The organism is Mycoplasma sp. CSL7475-4 (assembly GCF_024834065.1).
Taxonomy (GTDB): Bacteria; Bacillota_I; Bacilli_A; order Mycoplasmatales; family Metamycoplasmataceae; genus Mycoplasmopsis.
In genome coordinates this window covers 1-22547 of record NZ_JANUYA010000003.1, presented here as the reverse complement: position 1 = coordinate 22547, position 22547 = coordinate 1, and the positions used below count along the sequence as shown (strand labels likewise).

Sequence of the window (22547 nt, the reverse complement as noted above, 5' to 3'; positions counted from 1 at the left end):
TAACTTATATTTTGGTATGATATATTGAAATGGAGAAAATATGAATGTAAAGCAAGAAAAAACATATCAACTTTTACTGGAATTTATTGAAATTTGCAATAAAAATAACCTAAAATACTCGTTGTTTTTTGGCTCGCTGCTTGGTGCTATTCGACATAGTGGTTTTATTCCGTGAGATGATGATTTGGATATTGTTGTTCCGCTCGAAACATACGAATTCTTAATTAAAAATCACAGTAATATGTTTCTGCATAACCAAAACAGCAATAATTTTTTATTGTTTGGCAAATTCACAAAAGATAGAGAAGATGATCCGCGCTCAACATTTATTGATATTTTTGTAGTTGTCAAAACCAATAAACAAAAATTAAAAAAATACTCGTCTTTATACAATAAAGTTCGTTATATGCATAACTATACACATAGAAAGGTATTTAAAAGACAATGAGGAATGAAATTATTAAAATTCTTTTTTGCTTGAACCTGATTATTCAAAAAAATATCATTCAACGAAATGTATAGCTTGCTTGATGATACTAACGGCGAATTAAATCACGTTATATCTTGACCATTTAAAAGTCAAATAAAAACAGGTACTTATCAAAATATAGATTTTGACAATTTAGTCCAAGTCGATTTTGAAAACACAAAAGTTAATGTGTTTGCCAATTACGAAGATATCTTAATTACCAGCTACGGTAAAAATTGAAAAAAACCTGTAAAAACACTGATTTCTAAACATTTAGGTATGTATGATATGGACATTTTTACATTTAAAGAAAAAGGGATAGAAAATGAAAAATAAATTATTATGAAAAAATAAAGCCGATATTATCGGTTTAAATACGAGACCATTGCGTGTGGTAATGGTTGGGGACTCATTTTTGCCATTAGTCGATGGTGTGGTGAGGGTAATGGAAAATTACATTGAACAATTTCAACAAAAAAATGTTGAATTCTTAATATTAGCACCCGCCTATACTGATTATGATTTAAGCGAAGATAAAAAATTAAACTACAAACCGTTTAGAATTAAACCAAGCGTCCTTAAATGAGGAGGATATCAAGTAATAAGAACACCTTTGGTGCAATCGGAATTGAATGTAATTGATAATTTCAATCCCGATATCATACATGTTCACTCGCCTTTCTTTGCTGGTTCGATCGGTAATCAATTGAAAAAAAGATACAACATACCTGTTATTCTTACAATGCACACTAACTTTAAAGAAGCAATAACAAAATCAGCAAGCAGTACAATGGTAGGGAAAATTGGTGGCTTAATTGTTCAACAATTTGCTAAGTCAACCGATTGCATTATTCATGTTTCTAAAACATCAATGATTGAAAGCGGTCTTGATTCGAATGCATCTAGACACGAAGTAATCAACAACGGAACTAAATTCACTTTTGATACAAATCATGAGTATCTTAAACAAAATGCTATAGCAAAATTTAACATTGATAAAACTAAAAATAATTTATTATTTGTTTCTCGTTTTGTTTGAGAAAAAAACATTAAACTGCTTTTGGACAGTTTTAAAAAGATTTTGCAGGTCAATAACAATTTCTCATTAACAATGGTAGGTGGCGATTGGCGTGAAAACGAGATTAAAGAATACGCAAAAGAATTAGGTATTTATGACAAAATTATTTGAACCGGTGTCATTCGTGATTTCAATGAATTAAAAGGTCTATATTTAGCACACGATTTGTTTGTCTTCCCTTCGGTTTTTGACACATTTGGTTTAGTTGTGCACGAAGCTGCTTCACAAAAATTACCTTCTTTAGTTATCAAAAATTCAGCAGCCAGTGAAAACATTATAGATGGGGAAAACGGTTATACTTCTGACGAAAATTATGTTGCGTTTGCAAACAAAATTATTGAAATCTTCAATAACAAAGCGGCAATTAAAAATGTTGGAGAAGCAGCAGCGAAATTACCATTTAGCTGATCAGAAGTTGTTGACAAGTCAATTAACTTATACATTGATGTTATTAAAAAATACTATGTCAAAAGTAGAGAAAAACGATTAGAAAAAATGGCTATTAAAATTCGCCGTAAATTCAATCACAACTTATAAACGCAAGTATGGTATATACTTCGTTTTTTATAAAATTTTGTTTTTGCTATTAATCTAAATATTAAATCTAAATTAAAGTATTAAAATATATTTATATTAGAAAAAGGAGGCAGCGTCCACACACGCAATATTATGAAAAAAAAGAAATTAATAATTAATACATTAGTAAATAACTCAGTAATTCTATTGCCTTTATTGGTAGTTAGCTGCCAAAAAGAAAAGTTTGTAAATGAAAAAGCAATGCTCCGTGATAGAGTAAATTCAATAAAAGATGTATTAAAACAACAATACTTTATAGAGAAAATAAATTCAATTTCAAATCGAAAACAAATAAGCGAAATTGAAAATGAAATTTCGTTATATTTTGAAAATCTAAATAAACAAAATTCAGAAGGCAATAAAAACAAAATAGACAATAAAACAAATAGCGAAACCAATGATGTTAATAGCCATGAAGACCAAGGCCAAAAACAAAAAGATAATGGCAGTGACAATAGCAGCCAGGTTGTAGATAACACAAAAGATACTGACCAAAATCATCAACCACCACAAAGTGACACTAACCATAACAATTCAAAAAATAATTCCGATCCTACTGGGGAAAAAAATATAGAAAACACAGATGAAACAAATTCTGCGAAAAAAAATGATGATCAATCTGAATCTATTTCAAATAAATCAACTGAAACACCTGATGATAAAAAGGATAAAGATTCTTCTGAAAATAACGATGAACAAGATGTAGCCCCAAAACCAGAAGAAACGTCTAATAATGATTCATCGGTTGATGAAAAAGACAATCAAACAAACACTGCCCCTGATGAATCGAGTGAAACTACAAACGATAGTAAAAATACCGATAATCAAGATGGCATTAATGAAAATACAACAATTAAAAAATCTGATAAAACAAGCAACGAATACGGCAATGTACTCAGCTTACAAAGTGCCAATGATTATACAAACGAAGACCTAAACATCTCTGATTTCAGTGATGCTATTTTTGATAGAACAAATTTGATTTCATCAAATAATTCATACCAAAAATATTTTGATACTATTGATAAGCATTCTACTTGATTACACTCAAATGATGCTGATTTAGAAACTATAAAAGGTCAAAATATAAATATTGAATCAATAAACGTTGCCGACAACAATGTGATCATTAATTTAAATAAAAATCAATATCCTAACAAGACACCATCAATGGTTTTAGTTAAAAGTTGAAATGACGAAAAACCATGAAGTAAATGAATAAATTTACACGAAATTAATTCATCATCTGTTGCTTTTGATTATTTATTATTGAATAATAAAATATCAAAATTTGTTATTGTTCAAATGGAATTCAATAATGGCGATGTATCAAAAATAGCTTTTGATAAAAAAAATTCATTCAATAACACTCTTTCGCTTAATAATCTTAAAATAGATTCTTTCAATGTATACAAAGACAATAAAAATAAAAATATTTATGGCTCAATTGCACTTAATTTAACCGAAAATCAACATGAATATATTAGTGACAAAATCATTGCCCTAACATTTAGTGTTAAGGAAAAAATTTATAAACCTGAAACTGATTTATTTGGTAGCCCTACCAATAGTGAAGAAGAATTTAACAAAGAAAATAGTGTTCCAAACAGAAAAAGAATATACCTAAATTACAATCAGTTGCATAAGTTCAAATTAAACGGTTTACAAGAAAAAATTCAATATAAATTAAATGAACTCGAAGTATTAAACACAGATTTTTCACCAGTACAAACACCAATAAAAATAACAAATACCAACTGATTTGCATTTAACTTTAACTGAATATCAGACCACAAATTAAATGATCAATTGATTGAATATACACATGATGATGTCCAACCAATAAGCAAAGAAAGTTTAATTAAAAATAATCGCAATAATTTAATTGATTTTTCAGTGAAAAATTTATCAACATTAATTGATTATAATTTCGAAAAACACAATTTCTTAACAAGATACCCAAATAATAAGAACAATATTAATTTTAAGGATTATTCAATTGTAAAAAACAATAAAGAACAACAATTGCATTGATTTAAAACTCGTAATTTTCTATCAAAACAAATTATAAATATTGACAAAAATGGTAAAAATGCAAATATAGTCAAAAAAATAAATTCAATACAAGGCTTAAATAACATTGACCCTGAAAATGTATTGCTATGAATAAATCTACAATTAGACACTAATCCGATAAATTCAAGACTTTGAACTGAGTTTAATGACGTTCACAGTCGTGTTCGTATTCCAATCTCATTAAAAAGCATCCAAGAAAACAGTGTTATTGAGGATGTAGATTTCTTATTTGACTATGTTAGTGAAGACCCGAAATTCCAACAAGATCTTGCAGCAAAAATCAAATCACTAGTTAAATTTGACTTACACTTAAATGGCGATGATTTAGAACTTAAATTAAGTGCCAGAGAAGGCTTTGATACATCATTTACAAACTTAGCATCAAAACACAATACAGCAACAAATCACTCAATTTTTATTGATACAGCCGACTTATTCGTGTATTGAATTCAAGATAAAAATACTGATAAATTATTAAGTTTTAAAGAAGTCGAGATGGTAGATAATCTCTCAATCAAGCCTTCAACAACTAGCTACAATGATACATACGACATTAAAACTGAAACTGTTTCGCATTCTTCTCAGCAAATAAGTAAATACGAAGTTAAAGATGTATTAATTCCGACGCCTTCGGCTGAAGAAACTGGAAGAAGACTTTTCCAACAAGACTCCAGCGTCGGTATTGAACAAGGTAGAAAAAGAATGTTTTCATTATCAAACAAGTTCGACGGTACATGAAATGTGATTTCTAAAGTAAATGATGATCCAAATGATTTTAGGTTTTGAGTTTTTGCAAATTATCATGTTTGAAATGTCAATACTTCAAAAAATTCTGGTTTGTTTTCTAACAAAACAACCGGAGAATTTGGCAATGACAAATATAGTGTGAATAAAGGGCAACTTGTAGTTCCAACATTAATATCAAAAGACGATAATCGACAAGGACCTATTTACGGTTTTGCAAGCAATTTACCAGACCTAGAAGTTACTGGCAATCTATACGACTTCAATTTCGCAAACAGTAACAACGCAATAACAATTGAATTAATTAAGGATTTTTCAAGAAATAAAGCCAATAATTTTGATGATTCGAGAGATAATGAAGGTTTTATTATAGACAAAAACAATCTTAATTCAGCGTCTGGCGCCGACATTGCAATCGCAATAATAGATTTTAAAGTTATATTCGAAAAATTTGGTAATGGTAAATTAGATAACTATGTTGAAAATGGTTCATTTTTGAGTCAAAGACAAAAAAATGCAATACAACATATATTGAATTTTAAAGACTTAGAACCAATGAAATTTTCTAAAAAATCACGTTATATGAACTCTGACAATAATCTAAACTTTTATATCGCATCCCTACCAAAAGTAAACACTTCTTCAAATGAAGATGGATACGCAAATATAGCAAGATATAGAGAATATCTATTTGCTCTAAACACTTTAAAAATATCATTATCCGAACCATCAACGATTTTTAAAGGATTTCAAGGTGCTTCCTGATGAGAAACGAGATATTTTGATTTATTTTCAGGATCATCTGGTTCCGGAATATATGACCATGAAGGCAATTTAGTAGGCTTAAACACACAAGGTAGCCCTGCTAGAAAAAATAATTTTACCTTCAGCGAAACACAAAAATACTCATTTTTCGGAAACGATGACACACAATATAATCCAGGTAGTTTCTATGAAATAAACAAAAAATTAGCATATTTATATCCAAACGATTTTAAAAACATTTTCAATGATTAAAATAAACTACCATTTCAATAGCAAACAATAAAATTTTTTAAGCAATTAATTATGTTGTTTAATAAAGATTTTAAGGCATCTATTTCATGAAAAATAGACTTTTATACATATGGGAAGAGAAAAACTATTTTTTTATTAGAATTAAAAGTTACAAATTACTGAGGGAGGTTTATGTGAATATGAATAAGAAAAAAATAGCTTTAATTTTGACTAACACTGCGGCATTTACTGGGGGAATTATTACAACAGCAACAGTAGCTGCGTGTGCAATTCAACACAGTAAACAAAGTTATGACTCAATTCAAAGAGACATTGAAAATTTGAAAAAAGAAAATACTGATTTAACAAAACAAAAGCAGACAGAATACAATCACTATTTAGACATTATTAAAGATGCGCACGAGTCATTTATTCAAAATTCGGATTCATTGAACGAAGAACAAAGGCGTATCTATAAAGAAAATACATTGAAAAATATCAAAAATTTGAGTAAACAATTTATAAATATAGACAGAAAAGAATTGGATGATTTAAAGGCAAAAGTGAACGAAATCAAAATAGACACATCAGTTAAAACTAGTGAGCCATTAACAAAAGACATTCTTGTTAAAAAAGGAAAATTACCTGACATTAAACCTAGCTTAATTTATTTAGGTCATAATCGCCTTTTCAATCCAGAAATTAGCGCTAAAGTGGATATAAATACTTATTCAGATTTTAGTTTAGACCTTGAAGATCCCCAAGCAATTAAATACATTATAGATCCATATACTCCCGAAGAAAATTCTGATTCAAATAATTACATCGGCTTGTTTAACTACAATTCAAAAGCTAATGGCAAATTCAAACTTAAAGAATCATTGAAATTAATACTTGATGAATATGAAAGAGATAGAAAAGTACAAAACCTTAGTGAGAGAGACTATTACGCTAAACCGGCAATAGAAGAAATTAAAAAGATTACTGATAAAATCAGCAAAAAAACTGGTTTATCTTTTTACACCCCGCTGAGAAGAAAATATTACGAGTTGCTACTATCAGATTCTAATGAACATAAGGTACTTTTTACCCCACATGCTAAAATTTTTCTTAAAAGATTGACTTCGTCACTAAAAAATTACAACTATTCAAGACCAATAAATCGCGATTCTCTCGAATTTATTGAACATTATTTAATTTTTACTGTTTTAGTGAATGGGTTCAAAAGTATGGATCAAGATACGACTCAAGATTACATTTATTCACTGTATTTAAGCAACCCAAAAGAAAGTGATTTAGTTGAACGATTCGAAAACGTGTACCAGCATCTAAAAACTAATTTTTGGAATATTAAACCTTTCGCAATCGATACCGAATCAGACAGCCATAGCTGGTCAAGCGGTTATCCGAAAGATTTAGAATTTCTTTTGGATGGCAAAAACGGTTTAGCATCTAAATATCCAAAAAGACAAGATGTACAAAATCAAAATACCGTTTATCTTAATGCTAAAATCCTTACATCTGTAATTGATCGGAACTCTCAATCATATCTTAGAAATCAATACTCTTACGCCAAAAATAGTGGCTTAGAATATGTTAGATTGCAACTGGGTGTTGCGGAGTTAGCAAAAATAAAAGACAAGGTTATTTTAGAAAGACCAGAATATGAGGGAAGACATGCTGGTATATACAGAACAGGTCTTTCTAAAACCGAAGAAGAACAAGAGGAAGTTTTTAAACATACATTTCTAAATCCTACTTTACTTCCTCATATCCAAGTCGGTTATATTGATGCTGATTTAAAATCAGAAGTATATTTTGACGGAATTATTAAAGAAGGGATGGCAAAAGGACAAAACATTCCACAAAACTCTACTCCTTTATATCTTGATAAAGTAGTCGCAAAATATTTAAATATGAAGTGAGAAAAATATCAAGAATTTATGCCTCCATATGTTCCGTTTGATTCTGGTTTGAGAAAATTATCATCAGAGCGTTATGAGCGTTTAAGATTAGCTTTAGCTACTTTAGAATTAGAATTTGATCAGAGTAAGTATACTTTAGCTGATTTATTAGGTTCAAGTGTAAAACCAGATACTGATAAAGTTGGTTTATATAACGAAATTTTTCTAGAGCATGTTGGCGAATATCTAGAACAAGAACAATGGGTAGTTTATTCTTTACCTGAAAATAATTTTAAATTAAAAGAGCTATATGACGGTAAAGTTGACTACAATCGCACTTATTCTTATAACTTTGATTATGTAGAAGGCGATTTAACAATTGCAATGTCTAATATGGTTCAGTTTTTCGAAAATAAATTTAAATATAACTTTGTAAAAGAAAATTATAAAACTCACCCTGAATGATTTAGTTTTAGAGATGCAAGTCGTTCCAGTTCAGGGGATAGACTTGAACCTTGAAATTATTCGACAAAAGTGTCAATTATAAGCGATAGTGAAGGGGATAGATTATATCAACAACAACTTATTGAACATTATCTAACGCCTCCTTTTGCACAAAATAATGAACAGCTGAATCTATTAAAATCTAAAATTGATGCCTACTTGAAAAGCAAAAAAGAGGAATTTAAAGCAACAACTGGTAAAGAATATAATCTTGACAGTTGAGTAAGAGTTCAATTGGTTGACCTATATACCAATCCAAATAATAAGGAATTAATATATTCTCACATAAATGAAGGTGACAACTTCGAAGAGAATATAATAGCTCAAATATTCAATGTTTCATTTAAAAAACAAATTGAATATTGAAAAACAGTCAAAAATCAATAAATTTAAAGAAATTATTATAGTTTTAAATAACAAAATATCTAATTTAATGTCGTTATTTAGTAATGGTTCTTTGCCTAAAACTCACATTAATCAAGCAATGAAATAAAGATATTAAATCATTCAGTTATTGATGATAAAATAGCTGTTTATGGTTTTGAAAGGAAATAATTAAATACCCAGTAGCTAAAGTTGATTCTTAAACTGAATAAAAATAACAATACCGAATCACTAAGATTTGGTATTGTTTTAATATACATTAACATTGTCTATTTCTCAATAAAAAAACAGGATTCACGGGTCTAGAATGCACAAAATATTACATTTACGACATTGATTATTTAGTGAAATTTTTCACATTTATGACAAAAATTGCGTCTATTATAAAGTCTATTTAAACCATATTTGACGCCATTAGTATAATAAATATTGAAAATATTATAGTTTATGAGGAGATAATATGGTTAAGAAAAAATTAATTTTAATTTTGACTAACACTACAGCTTTTACCGGTGGAGTTATAACAACTATGGCCGTGGCTGCATGTTCTATCCAAAGACTTACTAAGTCAAATTTAGAAGCACAAATTGAAAATCTAAGAAAGATTAATAATGATCTAGGACATCAAAAAAAATATGAATATGACCAATATTTGGACATTGCTAAAAAAGCACACGAGTCATTTATTCAAAATTCAGATTCATTAAATGAAGAGCAAAAACGCATCTATAAGGAAAATGCACTGAAAAATATCAAAAATTTGAATGAACAATTCGTAAATATAGACATAAAAGAATTAGATGAGTTAAAGGCAAAAGTCAATGAGATCAAAATAGGCACATCAGTCGAAAATAGCAAACCTTCAACGGAAGCCTTTTCTGTAAATATAGGAAAATTACCTGACATTATACCAGGATTGCTTTCTTATACAAGCAATGGACGCGCGAATTTTTTATCGCCCGCAGACGAGCGTAAGGTAACTAATAGTTTTTATTTCAGCCTCAGTTTAGACCTTAAAGATCCACAAATATTTAACTACATTTTGCATCAGTATATTTCTAATGCAAATTCCGATTCGAGTAATTATATTGGTTTATTTAACTACAATTCAAAAGGTAATGGTAAATTTGAAATCAAGGAATCATTGAAATTATTGTTAAATAAATATGAAGCGGAAAGAAAAGCTCAAAACCTTAGTGAGAAAGATTATTACGCTAAGCCAGCAATAGAGCAAATTAATAAAATTAAAGATGAAATTTGAAAAGGATTACCACAAGGCTCAATTCAATTGGAAAACAAAAAATATTATGAATTCCTACTATCAGATTCCAATGAACATAAAGTACTCTTCACTCCACATGCTAAAATTTTTCTTAAAAGATTGACTTCATCGCTAAAAAACTACAACTATCCAAAACCAATAAATCGTATGTGTTTAGAAATTGTTGAACGTTACTTAATTCTTACTGTTTTAGTAAATGGCATCCGTGTTTCGAACTCCAGTTGACTTGATGCTTATTCACTATATTTAAGCAATGCAAATGACACCGATTTAGTTGAACGATTCAAAAATGTATACCAACAATTAAAAAATAATTTTTGGAATATTAAACCTTTTGCAATCGATACTGAATCAGACGAAAAAACCTGGTCAGCTGGTGAATATGAAAAAAATTCAGAATTTCTTTTGGATGGCAAAAACGGTTTAGCATCTAAATATCCAAAAAGACGGGATGTGCAAAATTATAATGCAGGATATATTGATTCTAAAATCAGCACAGTTGGACTTGAACCAACGTCGAATTCCCATATAAATCAATACTCTTATGCTAAAAATAGCGGTTTGCAATATGTGAGATTACAGCTAGGTACTGCAGAGTTAGCGAAAATGAAAGGCAAACCTATTTTAGAACAAGTAGATTATTGAAAATCCCCCCCCAACATTTACACGTACGAAGTAGATACAGCTAGAACCGAAGAAGAACATGAAGAAGTATTTAGACATACATTTTTAAATCCAACTTTACTTCCACATATCCAAGTCGGCTATGTTGATGCCGATTCAAATTCAGAAGTATATTTTGACGGAATTATTAAAGAGGGAATGGCAAACGGACAAAACATTCCACAAAATTCTACTCCTTTATATCTTGAAGAAGTAATCGCAAAATATTTAAATACAAAGTGAGATAAATATCAAGAATTGATGCCTCCATATGTTCCGTTTGATTCTGGTTTGAGAAGATTATCATCAGGGCGTTATGAACGTTTTAGATTAGCTTTAGCCACTTTAGAATTAGAATTCGATCAGAGTAAGTATACTTTAGCTGATTTATTAGGTTCAAGCGTAAAACCAGATACTGATAAAGTTGGTTTATATAACGAAATTTTTCTAGAGCATGTTGGCGAATATCTAGAACAAGAACAATGGGGAGTTTATTCTTTACCTGAAAATAATTTTAAATTAAAAGAGCTATATGACGGTAAAGTTGACTACAATCGCGCTTATTCTTATAACTTTGATTATGTAGAAGGCGATTTAACAATTGCAATGTCTAATATGATCAACCTTTTCGAACACAAATTTTATAATAACTTTATAAAAGAAAATTGCAAAACTCACCCCGAATGATTTGAATTTATTGGAACTGGTAGTAAAAGTTCAGGTGATAACCTTCCAACAATAAAAGGCTGGAGAAAACTGCGTATTAAATGATTTAATGAAGGGGATAGATTATATCAACAACAACTTATTGAACATTATCTAACGCCTCCTTTTGCACAAAATAATGAACAGCTAAATCTATTAAAATCTAAAATTGATGCCTACTTGAAAAGCAAAAAAGAGGAATTTAAAGCAACAACTGGTAAAGAATATAATCTTGACAGTTGAGTAAGAGTTCAATTGGTTGACCTATATACCAATCCAAATAATAAGGAATTAATATATTCTCACATAAATGAAGGTGACAACTTCGAAGAGAATATAATAGCTCAAATATTCAATGTTTCATTTAAAAAACAAATTGAATATTGAAAAACAGTCAAAAATCAATAAATTTAAAGAAATTATTATAGTTTTAAATAACAAAATATCTAATTTAATGTCGTTATTTAGTAATGGTTCTTTGCCTAAAACTCACATTAATCAAGCAATGAAATAAAGATATTAAATCATTCAGTTATTGATGATAAAATAGCTGTTTATGGTTTTGAAAGGAAATAATTAAATACCCAGTAGCTAAAGTTGATTCTTAAACTGAATAAAAATAACAATACCGAATCACTAAGATTTGGTATTGTTTTAATATACATTAACATTGTCTATTTCTCAATAAAAAAACAGGATTCACGGGTCTAGAATGCACAAAATATTACATTTACGACATTGATTATTTAGTGAAATTTTTCACATTTATGACAAAAATTGCGTCTATTATAAAGTCTATTTAAACCATATTTGACGCCATTAGTATAATAAATATTGAAAATATTATAGTTTATGAGGAGATAATATGGTTAAGAAAAAATTAATTTTAATTTTGACTAACACTACAGCTTTTACCGGTGGAGTTATAACAACTATGGCCGTGGCTGCATGTTCTATCCAAAGACTTACTAAGTCAAATTTAGAAGCACAAATTGAAAATCTAAGAAAGATTAATAATGATCTAGGACATCAAAAAAAATATGAATATGACCAATATTTGGACATTGCTAAAAAAGCGTATGATACGTTTATTGAAAACTCTGGATCTGCTAATGAAAAACAAAAAAGCGATTATAAAGAAAACGCACTGAAAAATATTGAAATTTTGAATAGAGAGTTCAAAAATGTTAATAAAACTAAATTAGAAGACTTAAAAACTAAGATTCAAAAAATAAAAATAACAGTTAAGAAAATAGAAGTTAAACCCACTGAAAAATCAATCAATAAAAAAATAGTTGAATTACCAAACATAAAATCGTCTTCATTATACCTTGCGGGTGGCGATTTATTTGAGCCATATGTTGCTCCAAAAATCAATTCTAAAGTGGTAGAAGATTTTAATTTAGATTTAAGCGATGCGGCTGCAATTGATTTTCTTTACAATATGAATGATTTTATAAAAAATGCGACTGATTCAGGTTTGTATAACTATAATTCAGCTTACAATGGAAGACTTATTCTTAAAGAGTCTATACAATGATTGTTAGATAACTACGAAAATGAGAGAAAAGAACAAAACTTGAGTGAAGTAGATTATTATGTTAAACCTACAGCGGAACTAATATTCGCCATCACGAAAAGAGATAATATAGATAATTTTCAGTATCCGATAACGTACCTTGAATTTTTAATATCAAATCAAAAAGAACATAAAATACTACTGACACCGCATGCCAAAATATTCCTTAAAAGATTGTATTTTTCTTTAAAGGAATACAATCATGCTCGAAAAATAGATAACTTTGCATGATATTATATTACAAATTATCTAAGATGAACAGTCATTGTTAATGGTTACAGACATTGAGGCCCAGATAAATTAAATGAGTCTGCATATTCTTTATTTTTAAGCAACATTAATAAGACAGATTTAGTAGATCGCTTCAAGGATGTTTATCTACAATTAAAAGAAAATTTTTGAGATGTCAAACCATTTCATATTGATACAGAATCGGATCAACATACCGTATTTGACGCAAACACAAGTGATGCACGAGTACATATTTTAGATGGCAAGGAAGGTATAGCTTCAAAATATCCAAATAGAGATGACATACAAAATTCTGATACAAGATATCATACGGTTGCTGTTATAACTTACTCCCAAGAGGCCAATGGCCCACATTCCGAATCATCGAATTTATATTCTTACGGAAAAAATTCTGGATTGGAATATGTTAGATTGCAGTTAGGAACCGCTGAACTAGCAAAAATAAAAAATAAAGTAATTCAAAACAGACATGATTATGAACATGACTATGACTCTTTCGTAAATCTTAATAACGCTGTAAATGATGAAGAAAAAGAAGAAATATTTAAACAAGCATTTTTCTACCCTTCAATGTTGCCTGACATTCAAGTGGGATACATTGATCCCTATACAAATGAGAAAATATATTTTGACGGCATCATTAAAAGTGATATGAGTAAAAATAAAACCATTCCAGAAAACGCAAATCCTTTGCTTTTGAAGGACGTAATATCAAAATACTTGAATGAAAAATGAGATAAATATCAATCGTTGATGCCGCCACATGTTGTCTTTAATTCGCCACTAAGAAAATTGTCATCAGAGCGTTATGAACGTCTTAGATTAGCATTAGCAACATTAGAATTGGATTTCGACCAAAGCGAGTATACCTTGGCAGACTTATTAGGGTCAAGCGTGAAAGCAAATTCAGACAAAATTGGTTTGTATAATCAAATTTTTCTAGAACACGTTGGTCAATACCAAGAACAAGATCACTGAGGAGTATATTCAATACCAGAAAACAATTTTGAACTTAGATCTCAAAGCAATGGCAAAATCGACTATTATAATTATTCGTATCGTCACAATAAAAAAATGATAACGAATGCTATGGATAACATGATTACTTTTTTTGAACAAAAATTTGAGTACAAATTTAAAAAAGATAATTTAAGAATCCATCCTGAGTGATTTACTTTAAAAGGATTGGATGGCTACAAAACTATAGATAATAAATTAGAACCTTTTGATTATTTTGAACATTTAATAATAAACGATGGCGAAGGTAAACAAGTCTTTCGTGATCAACTTAACGAAGAATATTTAACGCCGACTTTTTCGGAAAATGAAGCACAATTAAGATTAATAAAATCTAAACTAAATGCTTATCTTGAACTGAAAAAAGAAGAATTTATACAAAATACACACCATGAATATAACTTAGATAAGTGAGTAAAAACACAGTTAATTGACTTATATACAAATCCGAACAATAAAGACATAATATATTCAAACTTAGGAGAGGATGATGACTTTAGCAAAAACATCATCGCCCAAATATTCGATGTATCATTCAATAAACAAACTCAATACTTTGCTAGATAACAAAGCTAAATTTTCATACACAATCTAATATGAGTTTTTAGGATATAGAATAATAAAATATTCTAATTACGGTTAATAAAAAAGGAGGATATATGAATAAGAAAAAAGCGATTCTTGTTCTACAAACACCACTGCGTTTACTGGCGGAATCGTTACATCGATAGCGGTTGCCGCATGTTCGATTCAACGCTTTTAAAGAAAAATAAACAATGATTTATTAAACCGAAAAAATAGCGAATATAAAGAATATGTTGATCTTGCTAAAAAAACATATAATAAATTCGCAAACAATTTAGACTCAATTAGCGAAAATAAAAAGCGTGAATATAAAGAAACCGCTCTTGAGAATATAGAAATGATAACAAGTGAATTTCCAAAAAATTATAAAACTGAATTAAACAAATTGACAAATAAGATTAATGATATTAAATTAAAAAAACAGAAAAACGCATTCTAAACTAGGACAAGCCATTCTTTTTATTTCTTCGAAAATCTTTTACATTTCTTTATAGATTTCAATACTCACTTCATAAGTGTGTTGCATTAGTGGATTTAAATCGTAGTTTTTCTCTTCTAATTTGTGTATCACGTTACATAAAATAATTGCAAATATTCTGCGTTTTTGTAGAGTTTATACATAGGTTTTGAAAGCATCTCGGTAGATGATATTTTGTACTGTAAGCAAAATTTTTGAAAATCATTTAACTCATCACCTTTTAGTATTAAAGTGTTAAAAATAATGTTGTTGATGCTTATTTTAATTTCGCCTTTACTATCTATCATTATTCGTGCATCATCATCGGGTCAAATTTTCAATTTTTGTCCTTTTTCATTCACGGCAACATAATACTGATTTTGATACTGAAATGTCGAAGCATAAGCTTTTCTTTTAATTTCTAGATAGACTTTGTGTTCGTTTTTCGAAGTGTCGCATGTCCTAAAAATATTTTGTTTATGAGCGTAAATTTATTGTTTCATTGATGAAAATCGTTGATTAAAACTTCCTTGTTTTTGTTAAAACCGTTATTGCTTTAATACCTAAATTTTTAAAATGGATAGGGAAAAATCGTTGTATTGCGTCGTTAGTGCGCTCAACAAGACGCTTAAATATAGCCACGTTAGAAGATTCAACTTTTATGTTCTTTTTACTCATATTTTCTACAAAAGGTGTGTTTTTCGCTTCATTTCCGTAAAAAGTTCTTCTTTTATCAGTTCTTATTAAGACTGGAAAACCTCATTTCGAAAATAAATCTTCAAGTAAAATCATGTAACCTTGATTAGTCTCTTCTTTTTCGGCGTGCAAAGCTAATATAATCCCCGTCGCTTGATCAACAGCAACATATATGTGAAACTTGTTATCGCAATTTCATCAATGTTCGGTTGCATCTATTTCAACTATCTCTCCCAGACTCAAATGTGCTCCTTTATTTTTTCTTGAAACAAAAGCAATGTTTTTGTCTAATTCTTTCGAAATTTTATTAATAAACACGATTGTCTTTGAATCATCTTTTTTAGATAAATTTGCTAAGTTTTTCCGAGTTTCTTTTTTACCGTTTTTACTCATTCCATATGTATAAAATCCACGTGCTTTTAAATTCTTAATCATACTTGCATATGTCATATTGTTCTTAAGTTTTCAGGCAGTTCATACTGGTAAAAATATCTTAAATTTAGATAAAAATTTAAATATTTATCCTTGTATATTTGCTTTAAAATCGAATAATAGTGTTCGATTATTCAATCGATTTGACTAATGCTAATTTTTCTTGAATATTAGTTTCTTGAATTTTTATGTGTAATTGTTATTTCATTATCATTTGCTAATTGTTTTCTAAGATTATAAATAGTTTTTGTTGAAATATTTAACGCCAGTGATAATGTTCTGGCTGTTGCTTTTGGATTGTTTTTTATATATTCCAATTGATATCTCTTGTTAATTTCGTAATTGCTTTTTTCATTACGTTAATACTTTATTAAAAATTGGAACTTTTGTTTTTTATTTCATATATTAATTTTTTTACTATGTAGGTCAAAATATATGCACAAAACATTAGTATAATATGATTACTATAAAATTGTTGAGGAGAAATATGAACAAAAAAAGAATAACATTGATTTTGACTAACACTGTAGCATTTGCAGCAGGAGTGATTACAACCATGGCTGTTGCTGCGTGTTCAATCATCAAACCTCAAGCCAATTCAAGGATTATCAATGAAATTGAAAACCTGAAAAAAGTTAATGAAAACTTGATGAAACAAAAAGATTTTGAATATGAGCGCTATGTAGATATTGCCCAAAATGCTTACGATATGGTTAATCAACACTTAAATTCAATCACACAAGATCAAAAACGGGAGTATAAGCAAAGTGCACTGAAAAATATTGAAATTTTGAGTAATGAATTTGAAAATGTAGATACAATCGCTTTAGAAATATTACGAGATAAAATTCAAGAAATTGAATTAGAAAATTCTAAAAAAGAGCCTTCGCCTACTAACGAAATTATTACAAAACAAATTGCGAAACTGCCCGACATTAAGTCAAGTTCACTTTATTATTTAAACGGTATGTTTTTTGGACCTGAAATGGATCAAAAAATAACATTAAATATTTTTAAAGATTTTGATTTAGATTTAGAGAATGATAAAGCAATCGATTTTTTATTTTTACCCAGATATGATGCAAACAGTAAGGACAAAAATATATTTGGTTTGCTAAATTATAATTCAAATCTTAACGGTACATTAAATCTGAAGGAGTCAGTATTGGCTTTATTATCTAAATATGAAGAAGAAAGACAAAAAGAAAATCTTAATGAAATTGATTACTATGTAAAACCGCTTCTAAATATAATTAATGAAATTACACAAAAATCACCTAATTCATTTCTCGCAACCGAAAATCCGAGAACTATGAAAGAATATTTTAATATGTTGTTATCGGGTTCCCCCGAACACAAGGCATTATTTACGCCACACGCCAAAATTTTTCTTAAAAGATTATATTCATCACTGAAAAATTATAATTTTTCGCGGCCTTTGAAAGATTATTCATGGGAAAATATTCTCTTTTATTTAACAAGAATTCTGCTAGTTAATGGTTATAAACAAGTACCAGATGAAGTTTATGAGTTTGTTTACTCATTGTATTTGAGTAATCCAGAAAAAACAGACTTAGTAGAGCGTTTTAAAGATGTTTATCAACAATTAAAAAACAATTTCTGAAACGTTAAGCCTTTTGTTATCGATACTGAATCGGATACAAAAGCTGCAGATGAGTTCTTTTTGGACGGTAAAGATGGGTTGCCATCAAAATTCCCTAAAAGAATTGATGTGCAAAATCAAAGTACTATTTATAATGAGCGTGCCGTTGATATGGACGGTTACAACGGAAACAATACCGATGCCAAAAAACTATATTCATACAAGAAAAATAGTGGTTTGGAATATGTTAGATTACAACTGGGAATAGCGGAATTGGCAAAAATAAAGGGCGAGGTTATTTTAGAAAGAATTGAATACGAAAATAAATCTAATAATTGATTACAATTCGGAAAAGCCAAAACTGAAGAAGAGGAAGACGAGGTTTATAAACAAGCATTTTTAAATCCTTCATTATTACCGCACATTCAAGTTGGATATATAAATGTTAACACAAATAAGGAAGTATATTTCGATGGAATTATTAAAGAACGAATGGCAGGATCGAACAATATACCGCAAGGCTCTATACCTTTATACTTAAATGAAGTAGTTGCCAAATACCTAAACGAAAAATGAAATAAATATCAATCATTAATGCCGCCATATGTTGAATTTTCGTCAATATTAAGAAAATTTTCTTCAAAAAGATATGAACGTTTGAGACTCGCGTTGGCAACACTTGAATTAGATTTTGATCAAAGTGAATACACATTAGAAGATTTATTAGGGTCAAATGTTGATCCCAACGCTAATAAAGAAGGTTTATATGATCGAATTTTCCAAGAACACGTCGGCGAATATTTAGAGCAGCAACATTGAGGCACTTATTCAATCCCGAAAGATAATTACAAACTAATAAATAAAGTCAATAATACATATTTTCCTATTGGATATATTAACTATAATTTTGACATAACTGTTTTATCCGATTCAATGGATAAAATGGTTAGATTTTTCGAGGAAAAATTTGAATACAAATTTAAAAAATCTAATCTAAAAACTCATCCAGAGTGATTTAAAATAATGGATTCATCAAATAATGAATTGGATAGTAACCTAGTGCCTTTTGACTACTCAGGCAGTATAAATATTAGATATGACAGTGGCGGTCAAGAAGCGTATGAGCAACAGCTTATTGAAGAATATTTAACACCTACATTCGCTGATAACGATCAACAATTAAATCTAATAAAAGAAAAAATAAAAGCTTATTTTGATGCAAAAAAACAGGATTTTAAAGACAAAACTAATATGCCATATAATTTAGATCCTTGAGTTAAAGTACAATTAATAGATCTATACACCAATCCGAATAATAAAGAATTAATCTATTCGCATTTAGGTGAAAACGATGATTTTAGTCAAAATATCATTGCGAAAATATTAGACTTTTCACTCAACAAACATATAGAATACTTCAATCCTATATTTAAAGAATCTTTTTTAGATGCTATTTATCCAGAGTTTTCAAAAGAACAAAAATTTGTAATTTGAACTACATTAGATGAAAAACAGATAGCAAAAGAGTTTGACTCATTTTTAACAGCCCATACAAATTCGATTATTGATAAATTTCAATTAAATGACTTGAAATTGGTTGATGTGAAATTTACCGAAATACCAAAAGATACAAATTGAGAAGGCGAAGGCGAATTTAGAGTTGGCGAGCAAGAAAGTATCAAAACTAAATACCAATTTTCAAAAGTTCCACGTCGAACTCGTCGTGAAACTTCTGGCGAAGGGAAAATTGAATATCCAGCGACACGAAATCGCGAACTAGCATTTACATTTAAGTCAGGCAATTGATTAATTAAAGTCGCAAGACAATTTGATATTGAGTCAAATATTTCAACTTCTTATATTAATAAAATTAAGTCCAAATTAAATTCACATACTCGTGAGCAATATTCAAATTTAACCGAAAGAGAATATAACGGTTTCGCTTATAATTATTGATTATTTTTTGATAATTTGGATAATATTACCGTTCTAGAAGCGCAAGAAAAAGTTCAGAATATTATAAATAACATAATGCATGAAAACTAATTTATTACCTATCGATCATTGGTAGGTTTTTAGTAATTTTAAGAATTCTTTGTTTAGTTATTCTCGCGTTCGAATTAAAATTCGTGAAATTTCGTGATATTCATTATGTGAAAAATTACATACCTGATATTTAAATTCACCCTCGTTTTTAGAGAGGCTAAAATCCGTGCGTAAAACAGTGTTATAATTTTGGTTATTAAATTGATGAGGATGCTAATTAACAGAAAAAAATATCATTGATTTTAACTGATAAACTAGGACAAAAAAAATTAGACCTGAATTGTAAGGTTCGGGTCTAATTTTTTTTGTCCTAGTTTAATAGTTGATAGGTTTTTTAATAATCCTTAATTTGTTTTCAACTTAGAGGTCATTTTTTAGGAGTTGGTAAAACTTTTTTAATAACCACTACAAATGAATCTTCATTTAATGAATTGGTATATTTAAGAACAAATGTATTTTCTTTTTCGTCCGGAAATTTATTAAAAAATTCATTTAATTCATCAGAAAATTTCTTACCTTTGGGCAGATATAGGTAACCGTTGTCTTTCAATAAATGGTGGGTTAACATATACATGTTTTTTACACTAGAAACAGCACGAGCAGTAACTAAGTCAAATTGCCTTGCGTATTCTTTCGTATTTTCCGCACGTGCGTTAATGATTGTGAAATTTTCAACATTTAATTGATTTTTTACGCTTTCTAAAAATTCACAACGACTTTGCATTCCTTCAATAATAGTTAAATAATAATTGTTATTTTCCAAAAGATGTGGCAAAGAAGGAAAACCAGCCCCTGCCCCTATATCAGCAACATGTTTGTTTGTGTAATCAAAACCAATTTCGTGAGCTACATCCATCACTTTTATTGAGTCTAGAACGCCTTGATTTTTTAATTCATCAATACTCTTGAAACCAGTAATATTCTTATGCTGATTAAATTCGTGAATTATATTAATGTATTTTTGAGTCTTTTCGTTCATTACTTGTGAATTTCTTCTGTTATTTGTTCATATAATTCAGTAACTGAACTACCAGTTATTGATGCTGAAATTACGCCAGCTAGAAAATCATCTAGACTAATAATTTGTAATTTGTCAAATTTAGAAGCTAACTCCGAATTATCTATCGAATCGGTTATGATAACCTTAGATACATTAGGGTTGTCTTGAAAAATTTCAAATCCACGTGTGAAAATACCATGAGTTGCAGCAACAACAATCTTTTTAGCCCCGTGTTCTTTCAATGTATTAACTGCTTTGATGATTGTGCCACCAGTGTCAATAATATCATCGATAATAACAGCATTTTCGTTTTCAACAGAACCGATCAAGCCCATAACTTCAGTTTGATTAGTTCCTACTCTTCGTTTATCAATAATACTAATTTTTACTGAATCACTAATCAATTCCGCCAGTCTTCTGGCTCTGATAGTTCCGCCGTGGTCTGGTGAAACTACTGTGAAAGGTTCATTTAAACTTTTAACAGCTTTAGCTATAGGATAAGCCCCTCTTAAATCATCAATTGGAATATCAAAAAAACCTTGGATAGCTGGGTTGTGTAAGTCAACGGCAATAATTTTTGTAGCTCCTGCTGTTTGAATTAACTCAGCAAATAATTTTGCCCCTATTGGTTGTCTGCCACTCACTTTACGATCTTGGCGTGCATATCCGTAATATGTTAAGGCTACTGTGATTGATTTAGCACTAGCCCTTTTTAATGAATCAATAAACAATAATAAATCAACATAATTATCATTTACTGGTCTTGATGTTGATGCAATAATATAAACATCTTTACTTCTTACTGCTTCAGTACTAACTAACATTCTTTCACCGTCAGCAAACACAGTTTTTTCAACAGGTGAAACATGCATATTTAGTTTTTTCGCAATTTTTTGTGTAAGAAGTTCAGTATTTGGCATTGCAAATAATAATGTGTTCTCAAATTTCATAACTTGCCCCTTATAATAAATATATTTATATTATATTATTAAATACTTCTGTTCAGTAAAATAATCTCTTTTAATAGAGATAAGTTTTTACCAAACTTATTCTTTTTTAAGCACAAAATAAAATTTAAAAAAATATTTGCAAACTTAATTTTTATATTATAATAGTTATGCTATTTTAGCAAATGGAGGGGTAGCGAAGCGGCCAAACGCGGGTGGCTGTAACCCACTTCCTAACGGTTCGGGGGTTCGAATCCCTCCCCCTCCACCATTTTGCCCCATAGCCAAGCGGTAAGGCATCGGTTTTTGGTACCGACATGCGTTAGTTCGAATCTAACTGGGGCAACCATATCACCATCTAGGTGATTTTTTTATTGTGAGTTAAGAAACAAAAAAAGCCTTTTTTAAAAAATAAAAACGGGCTTTTTTTGTTTTATACATTTGTGATTTAAATGTAGAATTTTATTGTCTAGTATTGTGCTTTTTTTAAAGCACATTTTAAATTTTATTAATTAATTCCTGATAAGTTTTAGATAATAATTTAAGAATTTC

At 29.2% G+C, this 22547-nt stretch carries 12 protein-coding genes and 2 tRNA genes; 9 read left to right on the top strand and 5 right to left on the bottom strand.

The genetic code is table 4. The features are described 5' to 3' along the window. Positions 1-40 precede the first annotated feature (40 nt). From mf1 to NXS15_RS01625, 6 genes are all read left to right on the top strand, one after another. Positions 41-805, top strand: a complete 765-nt coding sequence (gene mf1, locus NXS15_RS01650) for a diacylglycerol cholinephosphotransferase Mf1 (RefSeq protein ID WP_259290136.1) — start codon at positions 41-43, stop codon at positions 803-805. Continuing rightward, the gene (locus NXS15_RS01645) at positions 795-2084 is read left to right on the top strand and encodes a glycosyltransferase (RefSeq protein WP_259290135.1); all 1290 of its coding nucleotides are present in this window, start codon (positions 795-797) and stop codon (positions 2082-2084) included. The genes mf1 and NXS15_RS01645 overlap by 11 nt, the downstream gene beginning before the upstream one ends. Positions 2085-2216: 132 nt before the next feature. Further along, complete coding sequence (locus NXS15_RS01640) at positions 2217-5960, top strand: hypothetical protein (protein WP_259290134.1); 3744 nt, start codon at positions 2217-2219, stop codon at positions 5958-5960. 179 nt (positions 5961-6139) lie between these two features. Then, a complete protein-coding gene (locus NXS15_RS01635; protein ID WP_259290133.1) occupies positions 6140-8734 on the top strand; it encodes a hypothetical protein in 2595 nt (864 codons plus the stop codon). Positions 8735-9191: 457 nt separating this feature from the next. Next, positions 9192-11789, top strand: a complete 2598-nt coding sequence (locus NXS15_RS01630; protein WP_259290132.1) for a hypothetical protein — start codon at positions 9192-9194, stop codon at positions 11787-11789. A 457-nt stretch (positions 11790-12246) separates the two neighbouring features. Continuing rightward, positions 12247-14796, top strand: coding sequence for a hypothetical protein (locus NXS15_RS01625; protein WP_259290131.1), 2550 nt, complete (start codon positions 12247-12249; stop codon positions 14794-14796). A gap of 573 nt (positions 14797-15369) precedes the next feature. Here the strand turns inward: NXS15_RS01625 and NXS15_RS01620 are convergent. The 3 genes from NXS15_RS01620 to NXS15_RS01610 form a co-directional block, all read right to left on the bottom strand. Beyond that, entirely contained in the window at positions 15370-15633 is a 264-nt protein-coding gene (locus NXS15_RS01620) for a hypothetical protein (RefSeq protein ID WP_259290130.1), read from the bottom strand. A gap of 157 nt (positions 15634-15790) precedes the next feature. Then, positions 15791-16402 carry a hypothetical protein gene (locus tag NXS15_RS01615; RefSeq protein WP_259290129.1) on the bottom strand — a complete coding sequence of 204 codons (612 nt, stop codon included), beginning with the start codon at positions 16400-16402 and terminating at the stop codon, positions 15791-15793. Between the two features lie 167 nt (positions 16403-16569). Next, positions 16570-16716 (bottom strand): hypothetical protein, encoded by a 147-nt coding sequence (locus NXS15_RS01610; protein WP_259290128.1) that lies wholly within the window; start codon positions 16714-16716, stop codon positions 16570-16572. 170 nt (positions 16717-16886) lie between these two features. Here NXS15_RS01610 and NXS15_RS01605 point away from each other — a divergent pair, with 170 nt between their 5' ends. Continuing rightward, positions 16887-20048, top strand: coding sequence for a hypothetical protein (locus NXS15_RS01605; RefSeq protein WP_259290127.1), 3162 nt, complete (start codon positions 16887-16889; stop codon positions 20046-20048). 334 nt (positions 20049-20382) lie between these two features. Here NXS15_RS01605 and rsmG read toward each other — a convergent pair whose 3' ends face one another. Both rsmG and NXS15_RS01595 read right to left on the bottom strand, forming a co-directional pair. Beyond that, positions 20383-21027: a 16S rRNA (guanine(527)-N(7))-methyltransferase RsmG gene (gene rsmG, locus NXS15_RS01600; RefSeq protein WP_259290126.1), complete on the bottom strand. Its 645-nt coding sequence runs from the start codon at positions 21025-21027 to the stop codon at positions 20383-20385. After that, positions 21027-21998 carry a ribose-phosphate pyrophosphokinase gene (locus NXS15_RS01595; RefSeq protein ID WP_259290125.1) on the bottom strand — a complete coding sequence of 324 codons (972 nt, stop codon included), beginning with the start codon at positions 21996-21998 and terminating at the stop codon, positions 21027-21029. Before NXS15_RS01595 ends, rsmG begins: the two co-directional genes overlap by 1 nt. A 184-nt stretch (positions 21999-22182) precedes the next feature. Between NXS15_RS01595 and NXS15_RS01590 the strand changes: the two genes are divergently transcribed. Together NXS15_RS01590 and NXS15_RS01585 are read left to right on the top strand one after the other, a co-directional pair. Continuing rightward, positions 22183-22266, top strand: a tRNA-Tyr gene (locus tag NXS15_RS01590). Positions 22267-22269: 3 nt separating this feature from the next. Then, positions 22270-22344, top strand: a tRNA-Gln gene (locus tag NXS15_RS01585). Positions 22345-22547 lie beyond the last annotated feature (203 nt).